The sequence below is a fragment of the Saccharopolyspora gloriosae genome (assembly GCF_022828475.1).
Classification (GTDB): domain Bacteria; phylum Actinomycetota; class Actinomycetes; order Mycobacteriales; family Pseudonocardiaceae; genus Saccharopolyspora_C; species Saccharopolyspora_C gloriosae_A.
Genome location: NZ_CP059557.1, coordinates 473978 through 489267, shown reverse-complemented (window position 1 = coordinate 489267; position 15290 = coordinate 473978). Strand labels below are relative to the sequence as shown.

Annotated in this window: 12 protein-coding genes; 5 read left to right on the top strand and 7 right to left on the bottom strand. The window is 71.2% G+C overall.

Annotated features, from left to right (window positions below; translation table 11 throughout):
- The first annotated feature begins 78 nt into the window (after window positions 1-78).
- Window positions 79-1092, top strand: coding sequence for an ABC transporter substrate-binding protein (locus H2Q94_RS02110; protein ID WP_243791429.1), 1014 nt, complete (start codon window positions 79-81; stop codon window positions 1090-1092).
- A gap of 136 nt (window positions 1093-1228) precedes the next feature.
- Here the strand turns inward: H2Q94_RS02110 and mdlC are convergent, their stop codons facing one another.
- The 3 genes from mdlC to H2Q94_RS02095 all read right to left on the bottom strand — a co-directional run bounded on the left by mdlC (window position 1229) and on the right by H2Q94_RS02095 (window position 4670).
- Window positions 1229-2815, bottom strand: coding sequence for a benzoylformate decarboxylase (mdlC, locus tag H2Q94_RS02105; protein ID WP_243791427.1), 1587 nt, complete (start codon window positions 2813-2815; stop codon window positions 1229-1231).
- A gap of 78 nt (window positions 2816-2893) precedes the next feature.
- On the bottom strand, window positions 2894-3400 hold the full coding sequence (locus H2Q94_RS02100; protein WP_243791425.1) for an LppU/SCO3897 family protein: 507 nt from the start codon (window positions 3398-3400) through the stop codon (window positions 2894-2896).
- Between the two features lie 391 nt (window positions 3401-3791).
- Window positions 3792-4670 carry an SGNH/GDSL hydrolase family protein gene (locus H2Q94_RS02095; protein WP_243791422.1) on the bottom strand — a complete coding sequence of 293 codons (879 nt, stop codon included), beginning with the start codon at window positions 4668-4670 and terminating at the stop codon, window positions 3792-3794.
- A gap of 341 nt (window positions 4671-5011) precedes the next feature.
- Here H2Q94_RS02095 and H2Q94_RS02090 point away from each other — a divergent pair, with 341 nt between their 5' ends.
- The 4 genes from H2Q94_RS02090 (at window position 5012) to H2Q94_RS02075 (ending at window position 9584) form a co-directional block, all read left to right on the top strand.
- Window positions 5012-6673 carry a DNA repair helicase XPB gene (locus H2Q94_RS02090; RefSeq protein ID WP_243791420.1) on the top strand — a complete coding sequence of 554 codons (1662 nt, stop codon included), beginning with the start codon at window positions 5012-5014 and terminating at the stop codon, window positions 6671-6673.
- Window positions 6674-6834: 161 nt separating this feature from the next.
- Complete coding sequence (locus H2Q94_RS02085) at window positions 6835-7428, top strand: suppressor of fused domain protein (RefSeq protein ID WP_243791417.1); 594 nt, start codon at window positions 6835-6837, stop codon at window positions 7426-7428.
- A 198-nt stretch (window positions 7429-7626) separates the two neighbouring features.
- Window positions 7627-8622 carry an o-succinylbenzoate synthase gene (locus tag H2Q94_RS02080; protein WP_243791414.1) on the top strand — a complete coding sequence of 332 codons (996 nt, stop codon included), beginning with the start codon at window positions 7627-7629 and terminating at the stop codon, window positions 8620-8622.
- A 284-nt stretch (window positions 8623-8906) separates the two neighbouring features.
- The gene (locus H2Q94_RS02075) at window positions 8907-9584 is read left to right on the top strand and encodes a GNAT family N-acetyltransferase (RefSeq protein WP_243791412.1); all 678 of its coding nucleotides are present in this window, start codon (window positions 8907-8909) and stop codon (window positions 9582-9584) included.
- Window positions 9585-9789: 205 nt separating this feature from the next.
- On the opposite strand, the gene H2Q94_RS30810 is transcribed toward H2Q94_RS02075, so the two are convergent.
- The 4 genes from H2Q94_RS30810 to H2Q94_RS02055 form a co-directional block, all read right to left on the bottom strand.
- On the bottom strand, window positions 9790-10875 hold the full coding sequence (locus tag H2Q94_RS30810) for an SRPBCC family protein (RefSeq protein ID WP_397545464.1): 1086 nt from the start codon (window positions 10873-10875) through the stop codon (window positions 9790-9792).
- A gap of 182 nt (window positions 10876-11057) precedes the next feature.
- The gene (locus tag H2Q94_RS02065) at window positions 11058-11912 is read right to left on the bottom strand and encodes an FAD binding domain-containing protein (protein WP_243791410.1); all 855 of its coding nucleotides are present in this window, start codon (window positions 11910-11912) and stop codon (window positions 11058-11060) included.
- Window positions 11909-14341, bottom strand: coding sequence for a xanthine dehydrogenase family protein molybdopterin-binding subunit (locus H2Q94_RS02060; protein WP_243791408.1), 2433 nt, complete (start codon window positions 14339-14341; stop codon window positions 11909-11911). The genes H2Q94_RS02065 and H2Q94_RS02060 overlap by 4 nt, the downstream gene beginning before the upstream one ends.
- Window positions 14338-14886 (bottom strand): (2Fe-2S)-binding protein, encoded by a 549-nt coding sequence (locus H2Q94_RS02055; RefSeq protein WP_243791405.1) that lies wholly within the window; start codon window positions 14884-14886, stop codon window positions 14338-14340. Before H2Q94_RS02055 ends, H2Q94_RS02060 begins: the two co-directional genes overlap by 4 nt.
- Between the last annotated feature and the right edge of the window lie 404 nt (window positions 14887-15290).

Here is a 15290-nt window from a genome sequence, read left to right as displayed (position 1 = left end):
GGGTCGCCGGCGACCGGGGCGGGTCGCCGGCGAACTGCTGTCTCAACCGGTGTTGCGCCCTGACCAGGAGGCCCGGCCATGTCCGCTGCTCGCTCCCCTCGACGGTTACCTGACAGGTCGCTGTCCCGGCGCGGACTGCTCGCCGCGGCGGGCTCGGCCGCGTTCCTCGCCACCAGCGGCTGCGGGCTGCTCGGCGGCTCCCGGGCCGCCGGCGGCAACGACCACGTGGAGAAGGCCGTGATCCGGGTCGGCACGCTGCCGACCACCGAGTACGCGCCGCTGGCGCTGGCCGTGCGCCGCGGCTACTTCCAGCACGAAGGCCTCCAGGTGGAGATCGTCAAGGCCACCGACGGCAGCGCCGCGCTCACCTCCCTGATCAGCGGCGAGTACGACGTGGCGCTGAGCAGCTACGTGCCGCTGCTGACCGCGCAGTCCCGAGGCGCCGCCGACCTGCGCATCGTCGCCGACGCCGGGGCGGCCGCACCCGGCACCGCCGTGATCATGGTTCCGCCCGATTCACCGGTCCGCGCCCCCGCCGACCTGGCGGGCCGGGTGGTCGGCGTCAGCGCCATCGGCACCGTGTCCGACCTGCTGGTCAAATCGGCGCTGCACGAGGCGGGCGTGCCCGTCGACGGCGTGCACCCGACGCCGATCTCGTTCCCGAACATGCCCGCGGCCCTCGCGCAGCGGCGCCTCGACGCGGCGCTGCTCACGGAACCCTTCATCACCATCGCCACCCGCGAGGGCAGCGCGCGGACGCTCGTCGACGCGGCCACCGGCCTCGCCGACGGCCTGCCGCTGTCCGGCTACGGCGCCACCGCACGTTTCGTGCAGGACAACCCGCGCACGCTCGCCGCGTTCCAGCGCGGACTCACCCGCGCCACGCTGGAGGCCAGGGATCGCCGGGCGGTGGAGCCGCTGCTGCCGGACATCGCCCGGATCTCCCCGGAGGTCGCGGCCGAGACGGCGCTGGTCACCTTCCGCGCGGTTCCCGACGGCACCCAGATGCAGCGGGTCTCGGACCTGATGCACCGGTTCGCCTTCATCGACGAGCCCCTCGACGCCAGCACCATGATCGCCGCAAGCCCCTGACGACCCGCACCAGGTCAATGGCCCTTCGCCCAACAGGACCGGGCATTCACTCCACCGGCACCACCAAGTGAACGTTCCCGTTGACCGGCAGGACCGAACGAAGGGGACATCGACCTCGGTCGGGGCGGGCCGGGGGCTAGTAGAGGTGGCGTTGTTCCGCGCCGACCTTGATGTGCAGCAGGTGCGGACCGGACGCTCGGGCGGCCAGGGCTTCGGCCAGCTCCGCCGGGGTGGTGATCGTGGTCGCCGGGCAGCCGAGGCTGCGGGCGAGGGCGGCGAAGTCCGTGCCGCCCAGCTCGACGCCGGGCAGCTTCCGCCCGCCGCCCGCCTCGCCGAGCACCGCGACCGCCGCGTAGCGGGCGTTGTCCAAGATCGCGAAGGTGACCGGCGCCTGCTCCTGCACCGCCGACCACACGGCCTGGAAGCCGTACATGCTGGAGCCGTCGCCGAGCAGCGCCAGCACCGGGCGCGACGGCTCCGCGAGCGCAGCCCCCACCGCGGCGCCGATGCCGTAGCCCAGCGCTCCCGAGGCGCAGGCGAAGAAGCCGCCGTCCCGCGAGGTGATCGGGAAGTGGTCGTGCAGGTCGTTGCGGTGGCTCGGCGCCTCTTCCACGACCACCGCCTCGGCGGGCCACGCGGCGCGCAGTTCGGCGAGCGCGTAGGCGGCGCTCAACGGCGTGCTCGCCGCCGGGCGCGGCGGGCCGGCCGAGGACGCGGGTTCGGCCGGTCCCGGTGCACCGGGGCCGACGGACTCGGCGACACCGCGGACCGCGTGCGCGACGGTGCCCAGCACTCCCCTGCCCCGACGGGCTCGGGCGAGGACGTCGGGGTCGTCGTGCACGAGGAACATCTCCGGCAGTTCGGCCTCCGCCTCGCCCCGATACACGTGGTAGGTGAACGCCGGCGCTCCCCACACCACGACGAGGTCGTGGGCGGCGAGGTCGGCGGCCAGCAGGCGCCGCTCCGGTTGCAGGAATCCGGCGAACCGCGGGTGGTCCTCGGGGAACGAGCAGCGCGGCGAGAGCGGGGCCACCCACACCGCGGCCCGGGTGCGTTCGGCCAGCTCGACCAGCTCCGGCACCACCCCGTCGTGGTCGACGGCGGGGCCGACCACGAACGCGGGGCGTTCGCTGCCGTCCAGCGCGGCCGCCAGTTCCGCGATCGCGTCCGGATCCGGCGCGGCACCGGGAGTGACCGGACGTGGCGGGACGTCGAAGCCCGGCTGGTCCCAATCGTCGGCGGGGATCGAGACGAACACCGGACCCTGCGGCGGGGTCATGGCCAGCTGGTGCGCGCGGGCGATCGCGGCGGGCACGTCGGCCGCGCTCACCGGTTCGTAGCTGAACTTCACGTACGGCTTGGGGAACGTGGCCGCGTCCGTCGCGCCGAGGAACGGCTCGTCGAACAGCAGCGTCCGGGTCTGCTGCCCGGCGGTGACGATCATCGGAGTGCGGTTGCGGTAGGCGGTGAACACGGCGCCCAGCGCGTGCCCGACGCCGCCCGCCGAGTGCAGGTTCACCAGCACCGGGGACCGCCGCGCCTGCGCGTATCCGTCGGCCATCGCGACCACCACGGACTCCTGCAGGCCCAGCACGTAGCGGAAGTCGTCCGGCCAGTCGGTGAGGAAGGGGACCTCGGTGGTGCCGGGGTTGCCGAACACGGTGGTCAGTCCCAGCCCGCGCAGCAGTTCCCTCGTGACGTCCCGAACCGTGCGCTCACCCATGACGGCCTTTCCCTTGATGCTCCGGCCACCCCAGCACACCCGATGCGCGGGGCGGTCGCCGCACGTCCGCTCAGTGGATCAATGCAACCATTTGAGGCAGATGGTCTTCGGCGGGTCGTTGAAGGCGGAGTAGTTCTCCGTGTCCTCCGGGCAGGCCGATTCGCCGATGCCGGAACGCACCGAGGTGACGATCTTGACGTCGGCCTCCGGGGAGCCGCACGGCACCTTGGTGTCGATGCCCGTCGGGACCGAGACGCCGCCGCTGGTCGCCCCGGGGAGCCGCTGGCAGTCGCCGACGGCGACGTCCGGGATCAGGCACAGCCTGGTGCTGCCCTGGGTGATCTCGGAGTAGTCGCCGTTCCCGCAGCTCGTGTAGTTCTGCCGCACCTGGGCGACCTTGTGGTCGGAAGCCGCGGTCCCGCAGCCGGTGGTCTCGTATTCGAGGTCGTCCTTGGAGTCGTCCGTGATCGCCACGCACTCACCCACCTCCGGAGTGCCGTCATCCGCCCCCGCGAAGGAGCTGCCCACGATGACGAGCAGGCCTGCGAGGACGACTCCGGCACCGCCGAGCACACCGGCCAGCACGCCGCGCCTCCTCTTGGGCGGCTGACCTGGTTGTTGTGGACTGAACGACATCACCTGGGGATAAACCTGTGGATAACCCTGCTGTGCGCGTCCTGCCTGTGGATAACCAGGGGACTGGTCTCCCGACCGAGGCTGGCCGGCGGCTCCGTACACGTATTCCTGCAGAGCTTCCGGTGGATACCCGGCCGGCTGCGGTGGCCGCCCCGCCGGTGGTAGCGGACTCCCCGTCGGATGCGGACCCTGCGGCGGAACGCTCACGAAGACATCTCCTAAATGATCTACGGACGAGCGGAACCTAGCCGACGGCCACCACGGCCACGCACCTGACCGGCGGATCGTGTCCAGCCCCACGCCGTCCGTGACCACGGCACCGGCCAGGGCGATCGCGACCTCAGCCGAGCTGCTTGGTGATCAGATCGGCGACACCCTGCATCCCGGCGGGCTTCGGGTGGTAAGCCGCGCGCCCATCGGAGACCTCGTACTTCTCCACCCACGGGTCGCCCGAGCAAGAGTGGTGCTTTGCGGAGGCCCCGGCCGCGTCGATCAAGGTCGCGCCCTTCTCCTCGGCCGCCTTCTTGGTCGCGTCCTTCAACCGGGCCGCCACGTCGCGCTCGAAATCGGCATGCTCGGAGGTGAGCGGCACCCCGGCGCACACACCCTCACCCGGCAGGACCGTCAGGTAGTTGACCACAAGAATCCGGGCATCGGGCGCACGATCGTGCAAGGCATCAACGACATCGCCGATCTTGCCGCGCACGGTGCCGAGGTCCTTGTTGATCGCATCCTCATCGACCGACCCGCAGTTCTTGCCCTTGGAGTCGTGGCACGAGTAGACGCTCAGGCTTCCCGAGTAGTTCACGTCGTTGCCACCGATGGTCACCGTGACCAGCCGGGTATCGGCGGTGACCGCCGAGACCTGCGGGTCCTGACCGGCCTGGGACTTGGTGAGGATGTTCTCCGTGGTGGCGCCGCTGCAGCTGACGTCGGTCAGGTCCAGGCCGGAACGGTCCGCGACTCGGCTGGCGTAGTTCTGCGTCGAGCGCTTGCACTCTGCCGGGCTGCCGGGCTTGGTCGGCGTGATGCCCGGGCCGGCCGCGAACGAACTGCCCAGAGCCACGTACTCGGCGCCGGCCCGAACACCGGCGTCGGCGTCGGCCGCCGCGAACGTAGCGGCGCGTTCCGGCGCGGGCGCACCGGAGCACGCGGTGGTCCCCGCGCCGATGACGAGCGGCGCCGCGACCGCGGCGATCAACCTGTACTTCAGCTTCATGTTCAAGTGCCTTCCCAGCGCGCGGCCCTAACCGCGGATCACCCAGTGCCTACTCCTAGATCATCCCCCAGAACACCGTCGAGGACCCCGAACCCGCGACCTCGTAGAGATTCCCCTCGCCAGCACGCGACGCATCCGGCCGATCGCCGTCCGGGATTCCGCTGAGCGGATGGTCGCCGTTGCTGGGCTTCGCCGCCTGCCCGTTCTGGGCGCGGAAGTCGCTTCAGCAGTAGCGCGGCAGGCGCCCGCGGCACCAGTGGAATACTGGAGGGCGGTCCGGCCGTTGTTCCGCACGCCCGATCACCTGCGCAAAGAGTCGTCCAGCCCGAGGAGTCGCACCCGTGACCGACGGACCGCTCATCGTCCAGTCCGACAAGACCCTGCTGCTCGAAGTCGACCACGCCCAAGCCGACGAGGCCCGCGGCTCCATCGCACCGTTCGCCGAGCTGGAACGCGCCCCCGAACACGTGCACACCTACCGGATCACGCCGCTGGCGCTGTGGAACGCGCGCGCGGCGGGACACGACGCGGAGCAGGTGGTGGACGGCCTCGTCCGGCACTCCCGCTACCCCGTGCCGCAGCCGCTGCTGGTGGACATCGTCGAGACGATGGGCCGGTTCGGTCGGCTGCAGCTCGCCCAGGACCCGGCGCACGGCCTGGTGCTGATCTCGCTGGACCGGGCGGTGCTCGAAGAGATCCTGCGGAACAAGAAGATCATCCCGATGCTCGGCGACCGCATCGACGACGACACCGTCGCGGTGCACCCCAGCGAACGCGGCAGGCTCAAGCAGCTGCTGCTCAAGATCGGCTGGCCCGCCGAGGACCTCGCGGGCTACGTCGACGGCGAGGCGCACCCCATCGAACTCGCCGAGGACGGCTGGAGCCTGCGCGACTACCAGCGCCAAGCGGTGCAGTCGTTCTGGGCCGGTGGCTCCGGCGTGGTCGTGCTGCCCTGCGGCGCGGGCAAGACCCTCGTCGGCGCCGCCGCCATGGCCGAAGCGGGCGCGACCACGTTGATCCTGGTCACCAACACCGTCGCGGGCAGGCAGTGGAAGCGGGAGCTGATCGAACGCACCTCGCTCACCGAAGAGGAGATCGGCGAATACTCCGGGGAGAAGAAGGAGATCCGCCCGGTCACCATCGCCACCTACCAGGTGATCACCCGCAAGTCGAAGGGCGAGTACAAGCACCTGGAGCTGTTCGACTCCCGCGACTGGGGCCTCGTCGTCTACGACGAAGTGCACCTGCTGCCCGCCCCGGTGTTCCGGATGACCGCGGACCTGCAGTCCCGCCGCCGCCTCGGCCTCACCGCCACCCTGGTGCGCGAGGACGGCCGCGAAGGCGACGTGTTCTCGCTGATCGGCCCGAAGCGCTTCGACGCTCCGTGGAAGGACATCGAGTCCCAAGGCTGGATCGCGCCCGCCGACTGCGTCGAGGTCAGGGTCACGCTCACCGAGAACGAACGCCTCCAGTACGCGACCTCCGAGGCCGAGGAGCGCTACAAGGTGTGCTCCACCGCGCGCACCAAGGCCCCCGTCGTGCGCGCCATCCTCGACCAGCACCCGGGTGAGCCCGCGCTGGTCATCGGCGCCTACCTGGAGCAGCTGCACGAACTCGGCGAGGCGCTGGACGCCCCGATCATCGAGGGCTCCACGAAGAACAAGGAGCGGGAGAAGCTGTTCGACGCCTTCCGCAACGGCGAGATCAACAGGCTCGTCGTGTCCAAGGTGGCGAACTTCTCCATCGACCTGCCGGAGGCGTCGGTGGCCGTGCAGGTCTCCGGCACGTTCGGATCCCGTCAGGAGGAGGCTCAGCGACTGGGCCGGTTGCTGCGGCCGAAATCCGAACGCAAGCAGGCGCACTTCTACTCCGTCGTCTCCCGCGACACACTGGACACCGACTACGCGGCGCACCGGCAACGGTTCCTCGCCGAGCAGGGCTACGCCTACCGCATCGTGGACGCCGACGACCTGCTCGGACCGGCCCTTCCCGATGTCGGCTGAGCCGCGCCGGCGCCCGTGTAGCGCGGGACACGTGATCGGTTGCGGCACCCGCCGCCACGACGCAGGAGCGAGGTCGTATTTTCGTGGTCGTCGGTGAAACCGCCCGTGCCGCAGCAGGCACCGGTTACCGTTGCGACAGCACACGCAGCACTGGAGATCGGATGACCACCGAGAAGCACAACACCGCGATGGGTGGTGCACACCGGTTCATCGGGCTGGCGGAGAACCTCGAACGTCACGCGGGCACCCCCACGGCCGCGGAGCCGCCCAACGTGCGCGGCGAGAACCGCGGCTACGGGCTGGTGTTCTTCCACCTGGAGCAGTATCACCTGAGCACCGTGATCAGCTCCGGTCTGCGGTTCCAGCCGCTGGGTGCCGAGCCCGCGCAGGAACTGGCCTGCACCGTTTACAAGGAGCAGGCCGAAGCGGCCAGGCACCTGGTGGACGTGACGTCCGAACTGCTGGTGCAGAGCGGAACGCACCTCGTACCGGACCAGATCGTGCCGAACGAGAGCCCGCTGCTGCCCGGTACCGAGTTCTACGGCGTCCTGGCCAGCGGCCATCCGCTGTTCCCGCCGGAGTTCACCCGGTTCACCGATCCGGACGGCAACGAGCAGCTGCAGGTGTACACGCTGCTGCCCGTGACCCTGGGCGAGTTGAACTACATCCTCGACCACGGGGTGACCACGCTGCGCCAGCAGTGGGCCAGGTTCGAGGTCGACGTGTTCGACCTGGGCCGTCCCAGCGTCGCCTGACGCGCGCGGATCCGATCGCACCGGCCTCCTGAGCGGAGGTCGGTGCTTCGCGTCGGGCGTGATGCGGGAACACCTGCATGGCCCACGGCGTCATTGCACGCGTCCCGCCCGGGTCCGCGGAAAGGCCGCACGGGCGCGACGATGACGCCGAGGTGCGGGAGGAACGCCGTGGTGACGGCCGAGCCGGAAGGATCAGACATGACCGCGAACGGGGCGACGATCAGCCTGGCCGAGCTCGACGCGGTCCGCGTGTACGGCCTGCCGATGCGCACCCGGTTCCGCGGCATCACCCGCAGACAAGGCGTGCTGCTCGGCGGCCCTGCCGGGTGGGGCGAGTTCTGCCCGTTCGAGGACTACGACGACGCCGAGTCGGTGCCCTGGCTGGCAGCGGCACTCGAGGCCTGCGCCGGCGACTGGCCGGAACCGGTGCGCGACCAGGTGCCGGTGAACTGCACGGTGCCCGCCGTGGACGCGGCCAAGGCGCACGCGATCGTCACGGCCTCGGGCTGCACGACGGCGAAGGTCAAGGTCGCCGAACGCTCCCAGACTCCCGCCGACGACATCGAGCGGGTCGCGGCCGTCCGGGACGCGCTGGGGCCGTCCGGGGCGATCCGGGTGGACGCGAACGCAGCGTGGGACGTGGACACCGCCGTCGCCCGCATCGCCGAACTGGACCGGGCGGCGGGCGGCCTGGAGTACGTGGAACAGCCGAGCCCGACGATCGAGGACCTCGCCGCGGTGCGCCGCAAGGTGACCGTGCGCATCGCCGCCGACGAATCCATCCGCCGCGCCGAGGACCCGATGAAGGTGGCGGTCGCCGAGGCCGCCGACGTCGCGGTGCTCAAAGCGACCCCGCTCGGCGGGGTGCGGCGAGCGTTGCGCGTCGCGGAGGCGTGCGGGCTGCCGTGCGTGGTGTCCTCGGCCGTGGAGACGAGCGTGGGGCTGTCCGCGCAGCTCGCACTGGCCGGCGCGCTGCCGGAGCTGCCGTTCGCCTGCGGCCTGGGCACCATGTCGCTGCTGGACGGGGACGTGGTGAGCGAGTCGCTGGTGCCTCGGGAGGGCCTGCTGCCGGTGCCGCGGCGTGCTCCGCTGCCGGACCCGGCGCGGGTCGCCGCCGCCACCCCCGGCGCCGAAGATCAACGCCGTTGGCTCGACCGCCTGGTCCGCGTGCACGCCCTGCTCACCGACGGCTGATCCCGGCCCACACCCGCACCGGAATGGAGTGAACGGACCGTTCGTCCCATCCCGCTGGACGAACGGTCCGTTCACTCCCCTTCGAACCGTCGCATCGCGCTGCCCGCCGCCCGCCGCACCTCGCCGACACACCCACGCGCGATAAGCGCAGCGAGATCTCACCAAGGGTGAACGGACCGTTCGTCCCATCCCGTTGGACGAACGGTCCGTTCACTTCCTCCGTTCACTTCCTCCGGTCAGGTGCGGCGGCTCGTCGGGGCGGGGCGAGGTGGTTGGGTGGGGGCATGACCGCTCCCGCGCATCCCCTCACCGACCTGGTCCGCTGCTGGCAGCACGGCTGGGGCGTGGCGTGCGGGCTGGCTCCGGCGGACGAGGCGGACGGGGCGTTGCATGTGCTGTCCGGCAAACCCGGCCGCCACTTGGAGAGCATCGTGCTCGACGCCGACGGAGATCCCGCGGCGCTGCGCGCACTCGCCGCGCAGGTCGCCGGTTCGCCGCACCCGGACTGGTTGACCGTGCCGACGACCGCGCCGCGGGAGGTCACGGCGGTGCTCGGCGAGGAAGGACTCCGCCTCGCCGCCGAGCAGGAGCACTTCATGACGATCGACCTGCGCGATCACCCCGATCTACCGGTCGTCGACCCGTACTCGGTGTCGCTGGACCGGGACGGGCCGATCCTCGACATCCGGATCGCCGACGAGCACGGCAGGCCCGCCGCTCACGGGATCATGGTGGTGCACGACGGGGTGGCCGTGGCGCACAACATCGCCACCTATCGCACGCACCGGAGGCGTGGCCTGGGCGGCGCGGTGATGAGCTCGCTGGTCCGCGCGGCGACCGGTCTCGGAGCCGAAACAGGCCTGCTCACCGCCAGCAAGCAGGGCCGCCACCTCTACACGGCGCTGGGCTGGACCCACCGCGCCGGAGTCGTCAGCGCAGGCACTCGCGAACCCCGCAAGTGACCCGCACCCCGGATCCCACAGCGACACTTCCGATCTCCCGGCCCCAGGCAGGTCGGGTGAATGCCTCCTTTGCCCAGTAGCACTGGGCGAATGGACCGTTCACCGCACGAGCCGCACCGGGTGAACGGCCCATTTGACCGGGTGGGACCGGTTCAAGGGGACATGGCATGGGATCGCGAGTCCCGGTGGGGGCGGGCGCTTCCGGTCAGCCGCGGTGACGACGACGGCGGAGCCAGCGCAGCAGCAGCCCCGCGACCAGCACGGTCGCGACGATCGGCGCCGCCCGCTTGAGCACCGGGGTGCCGGCGGCGCCCAGCAGGTCGATGGCCTCGTTGTTCGGCACCGGGCTCCCCGTGACCACGGCGTCGGCGCGGCCCGCGGGACGCTGGGCGGCCGTCGTGGAGGAGGCCACCGCATCCGCGGATCCGGTCCGCTCCGATGCGGGAGAGGTGACTCGCCATGCGGGGGTGCGGCCGACCCGCGCGTCCTTCGCGGCCGCCTCCGCCGACGACGGGTGCTCACCGTTCGTCGAGTGCCCGGCGGTGGATTTCGCGGCGTCGGAGTCCTTCGACTCACCGGACTTCGCCGCTCCACTGGACTTGGCGGCCCCACCGGATTTCGAGGCCCCACCGGACTTCGAGGCCTCACCGGACTTCGCCGCTTCACCGGACTTCGAGGCCTCACCCGACTTCGCCGCTTCACCGGACTTCGAGGCCTCACCCGACTTCGCCGCTTCACCGGACTTCGAAGTCTCACCCGACTTCGCGCCCGGCCGGGGCGTTCCGCCTGCCTTGCCGGTGTCTTCCGTCGTGCCGGGTTTCGCACCGGCGGAAGCGGCCGCCTCGCCGGTGTCGTCCCCGGTCAGGCTCCGGGCCAGGTTGCCCGCGAACTGGTTCAAGATCTTGCCGCCCACCTCGGACATCAGGCCGCGCCCGAGCTGCGCCGGTTTCCCCGTCACCTTCAGATCCGTGTCGACCTGCGCCGAGGTGCTCTCCCCGTCGGCGGTGAGCGTCACGGTGACGGTCGCCGCCGCGGTCCCGTTGCCTCGGGAGTCCTTGCCGCTGGCGTCGATGACGACCCGGCGCGACGCCTCGTCGACCTCCTTGAAGGATCCGGTCCCCTTGTACAGCAAGGAGATCGGCCCCAGCTTCACCTTCACCGAGCCGGCGAAGTCGTTGCCCTCGGCGCTGCTGAGAGTGGCTCCGGGCATGCACGGGGCGACCCGCTCGGGGTCGATGATCGCCGGCCACGCCACGTCGACCGGTACCGGAACGGTGAAGTGGTGCTGCATCTGCACGGGACAAGTCCTCCTGGTAGATCGCCGCACGGTGTGCGGGGCGAAGCTCCGCGGGCCGCGCCGGGCGTGCACGGGGACGTGTCCCCGGCCGACGACCACCCGCGCCAGTCTCCCCGCGCACGCTGCGGTGCACCAGGGAGGCCGGTGCGCCGCACGACGCACCGACCCGTCCATTCCTACACCCCGGCGGCCGCGGACACCGCACGCCCGGTGAGCACTTCGGCGAGGTGCTCCCGGTAGTCCACGTCGGCGCTCGCGTCCGCGGTGGGGCTGGTGCCGTCGGCGGCGTGCCGGGCGGCCTGCCGGATCGCGTCGGCGGTGGCCGGTGCCCCGACGAGCGCTTGTTCCACGCCCGCGGCCCGGATCGGGGTGGCGCCCATGTTGGTGAGTCCGACACGAGCCTCGGCGATGGTGCCGTCGTCGACGCGGACGGCGGCGGCCACGCCGACCATCGACCAGGCCTGGGCGACCCTGTTGAACTTCTCGTAGTGCGCCGACCAGCCCGTCCACTTCGGCAACCGCACCTCCACCAGCAGTTCGTCCGCTTCGAGGGCGGTGGTGAAGAAGTCCACGAAGAACTCGGCGGCGGGCACCGTGCGACGCCCGTCCGGTCCGGCGAGCACCATCTCGGCGTCCAGCGCCAACGCGGGCGCAGGCAGGTCCCCGGCCGGGTCGGCGTGCGCGAGCGACCCGCCGAACGTGCCGCGGTGACGCACCTGCGGGTCGGCGACGGTGCGGGTGGCCAGTGCCAGCAGCGGCAGGTGTTCGTGGATCAGCGGATCGCGGGTGATCTCGTGGTGCGTGGTCATGGCGCCGATGGCGATGCCGTCGCCGTCGGCGCGCACGCCGCGCAACTCCGGGATCCGGCCCAGGTCGACGACGAGCTGCGGGTCGGCGAGCCGCATCCGCAGCACCGGCAGCAGGCTCTGCCCGCCGCCGAGCACCTTGGCCTCGTCACCGGCCTGCTGCAGCGCCAGCACCGCTTCATCCACTGTGGACGGTGAGACGTAGTCGAAGGCTGCGGGGATCATCGGGTCCCTCCCGTCACGTTCATCGAGCCCAGGCCGCCACCGGATTCCGGCGCGGTCGCACCGGAGGCGCGTGCCCCGGTGATCGCCCGCCACACCCGCTGCGGCGAGCACGGCATCTCCACATCGGTCACCCCGAGATGCCGGATCGCGTCCACCACCGCGTTGACCACCGCCGGAGTGGAGGCGATCGTGCCCGCCTCCCCGACGCCCTTCACTCCCAGCACGTTCGACGTCGCCCGCGTCTCGGTGCGGTCGGTGACGTACTCGGGCAGGTCCACCGCGGACGGCACCAGGTAGTCCGCCAGCGTCCCGGTGGTGAGCGTGCCGTCCTCGTCGTAGACCGCTTCCTCGAACAACGCCTGCGCGATGCCCTGCGCGAGCCCGCCGTGCACCTGGCCTTCCACGATGAGCGGGTTCACGACCGTCCCGACGTCGTCCACGCACGCGTACTTCCGGATCCGCACCCGTCCCGTCTCGGTGTCCACCTCGACCGCGCACAGGTGGGTGCCGTGCGGGAACGAGAAGTTCTCCGGGTCGAAGACGGCCTCGGCGTCCAGGGTCGGCTCGACACCGTCCGGCAGGTCGTGCGCCGCGAACGCGGCCAGCGCCACCTCGCCCAGCGCGGTGGCCCGGTCGGTGCCGCGCACGCCGAACCTGCCCTCGGTGAATTCGACGTCGTCCTCGGCGCACTCCATCAGGTGGGCCGCGATCCTGCGGGCCTTGTCGATCACCTTGTCGGCCGCGGCGACCACCGCCATGCCGCCGACCGCGAGCGACCGCGAACCGTAGGTGTCCAGGCCTTTCGGTGAGCTCTGCGTGTCGCTGTGCAGCACCGCGATGTCGTCGAAGGGGATGCCGAGGCGGTCGGCGACGATCTGGCTCCACGCCGTCTCGTGGCCCTGCCCGTGCGGTGAGACACCGGTGACGACCTCGACTTTGCCGGTGGGCAACACCCGGATCGCCGCGTGTTCCCAGCCGCCCGCGCCGTAGGACAGCGAACCGAGCACGCGGGACGGGGCGAGGCCGCACATCTCGGTGAACGTGGAGATCCCGATGCCCAGCTGCACCGTCGCGCCCCGCCGCCTGCGTTCCGCCCGCTCCGCGCGCAGCTCCTCGTAGCCCAGCAGCCGCATCGCCTTGTCCGTGGCGGCCGCGTAGTCACCGGAGTCGTAGGTCAGCCCGGCCACCGTGTCGAACGGGAACTCCTCGCGCTCGATCCAGTTCTTGCGGCGCAGCTCCATCGGGTCCATGCCGAGTTCGGCGGCGAGCTCGTCCATCATCCGCTCGATGCCGAACGTGGCCTCCGGCCGTCCGGCGCCGCGGTAGGCGTCGGTGGGGGTCTTGTTGGTGAACACGTTGGTGCAGCTGAAGTGGTAGGCGGGGAACTTGTAGATCCCGTTGAACATGAACGCGCCCAAGATCGGCACCCCGGGTGTGACGAGCCGCAGGTAGGCGCCCATGTCGGCCAGCAGCTCCACTTTCAGCCCGGTGACGGTGCCGTCCCGGCGAGCCGAGATGGACAGCCGCTGCACCTGGTCGCGGCCGTGGTGCGCGGCGATCATCGTCTCGGAGCGCGACTCGGTCCACTTCACCGGCACGCCGAGCCTGCGCGCCAGCAGGAAGGTGATGATCTCCTCCGGCGTCACCTGGAGCTTGCCGCCGAACCCGCCGCCCACGTCGGGCGCGATGACCCGGACCTGGTGTTCCGGGACGTTCAGCGTCATCGCCAGCATCAGCCGCAGGATGTGCGGGACCTGGGTGGCCGACCACATCGTGAACTGCTCGCCGGTCGGGTCCACCACGACCGATCGGGGTTCCATGAACGCGGGGATGAGCCGCTGCTGGCGGAACGTGCGGTCCACCCGCACCTCCGCGTCGGCGAGCGCGCGCTCCACGTCGCCGCCGGTCCCGGCCTCGGCGGAGTCGAAGGTCCAGGTGGCGCTGCGGTTCGTGCCGAGTTCTTCGTGCACCGGCGGGGAATCGTCGCCCGCGGCGGCGGTGAGGTCGAGCACGACGGGCAGGTCGTCGTAGTCCACGTCGATCACGTCGAGCGCGTCGTGCGCTTCCGCGGCGCTGCGGGCGGCGACGACGGCGACGGCCTCACCGGCGAAGTGCACCACGTCCACCGCCAGCGACGGAGCCTGCGGGGCGAGCATGTCCTCGGTGATGGGCCAGGCGCACGGCAGGCTGCCCTGTTCGGCCGCGATGTCCCGGCCGGTGAGGACCGCGCGGACACCGGGCATCCGGCGGGCGCGTTCGGTGTCGATCGAGGCGATCCGGGCGTGCGCGGCGGGGCTGCGCAGCACCGCCAGGTGCAGCATGCCCGGCAGCACCATGTTGTCGGTCCAGCGAGTGCGGCCGGTGATCAGTCGGGCGTCCTCTTTGCGCTTGCGGGGGCGGCCGAGTTCGGGCTCTGCGGTGGCGGTCATGGCTGCGTCACCTCGGCCTGCTGCTCTCCGGCGCGCTGTCGCGGGGCGTCCTCGGTGTGCTCGATGGCCGGCCCGGCTCCCGGCCGCATCCGCTGCGCGGCGTCGCGGACGGCTCGGACGATGTTCTGGTAGCCGGTGCAGCGGCAGAGGTTGCCTTCGAGTCCTTCGCGGACCTGCTGGTCATCGGGGTCCGGTGTCTCGGCGAGCAGGTCGAGCGACTGCATGATCATGCCGGGAGTGCAGAAGCCGCATTGCAGCGCGTGGTTGTCGTGGAACGCCTGCTGCATCGGGTGCAGCTCGCCGTCGCGGGCGAGTCCTTCGATCGTGGTGATGTCGTGGCCGTCGGCCTGGACGGCCAGCACGGAACAGGATTTGACGCTGTGCCCGTCCAGGTGGACGGTGCACGCACCGCAGTTGCTGGTGTCGCAGCCGACGACGGTGCCGACCTTGCCCAGCCGTTCCCTGAGGTGCTGAACGAGCAGGGTGCGAGGTTCGACGTCGTCGGTGTATTCGGTGCCGTCGACGTTGACGGTGATGCGCGGCATCGGGCCTCCAGAGGACGGGCCGCGGGAGCGGGCGTTCGGGAACACGTGACCCCGTTCGAGTGACGGACGTCACGTACCCGAGCCTGCTACGCCACCCCGCCCCAGGCAAGCCGAATCCCACCCGAAAACCACCCAGCCAACGCCGAACCCGCACTTCGCGACGGAAGGCCATATCTACGCCCGAATACCGCGCCTTCCGGCGAAGCCGAATCTTTCCGGCGAAGCCGACTCCTTACGGCGAAGCCGTGCCTTCCGGCGAAGCCGAATCCTTCCGGCGAAGCCGACTCCTTACGGCGAAGCCGTGCCTTGCGGCGATAGCCGTGCCTGTATGTGCGAAGCACATAGCCCACGTCAAGAAGCAGACCACCCGCGGGTTCTCAGTTGGTCTCTCGCGAGGACAGCTT

Coding starts and splice junctions, on each gene's coding strand:
- H2Q94_RS02110 (WP_243791429.1), top strand. CDS start 79: ATGTCCGCTGCTCGCTCCCCTCGACGGTTACCTGACAGGTCGCTGTCC.
- mdlC (WP_243791427.1), bottom strand. CDS start 2,815: ATGGGTGAGCGCACGGTTCGGGACGTCACGAGGGAACTGCTGCGCGGG.
- H2Q94_RS02095 (WP_243791422.1), bottom strand. CDS start 4,670: ATGAAGCTGAAGTACAGGTTGATCGCCGCGGTCGCGGCGCCGCTCGTC.
- H2Q94_RS02085 (WP_243791417.1), top strand. CDS start 6,835: ATGACCACCGAGAAGCACAACACCGCGATGGGTGGTGCACACCGGTTC.
- H2Q94_RS02080 (WP_243791414.1), top strand. CDS start 7,627: ATGACCGCGAACGGGGCGACGATCAGCCTGGCCGAGCTCGACGCGGTC.
- H2Q94_RS02075 (WP_243791412.1), top strand. CDS start 8,907: ATGACCGCTCCCGCGCATCCCCTCACCGACCTGGTCCGCTGCTGGCAG.
- H2Q94_RS30810 (WP_397545464.1), bottom strand. CDS start 10,875: ATGCAGCACCACTTCACCGTTCCGGTACCGGTCGACGTGGCGTGGCCG.
- H2Q94_RS02065 (WP_243791410.1), bottom strand. CDS start 11,912: ATGATCCCCGCAGCCTTCGACTACGTCTCACCGTCCACAGTGGATGAA.
- H2Q94_RS02060 (WP_243791408.1), bottom strand. CDS start 14,341: ATGACCGCCACCGCAGAGCCCGAACTCGGCCGCCCCCGCAAGCGCAAA.
- H2Q94_RS02055 (WP_243791405.1), bottom strand. CDS start 14,886: ATGCCGCGCATCACCGTCAACGTCGACGGCACCGAATACACCGACGAC.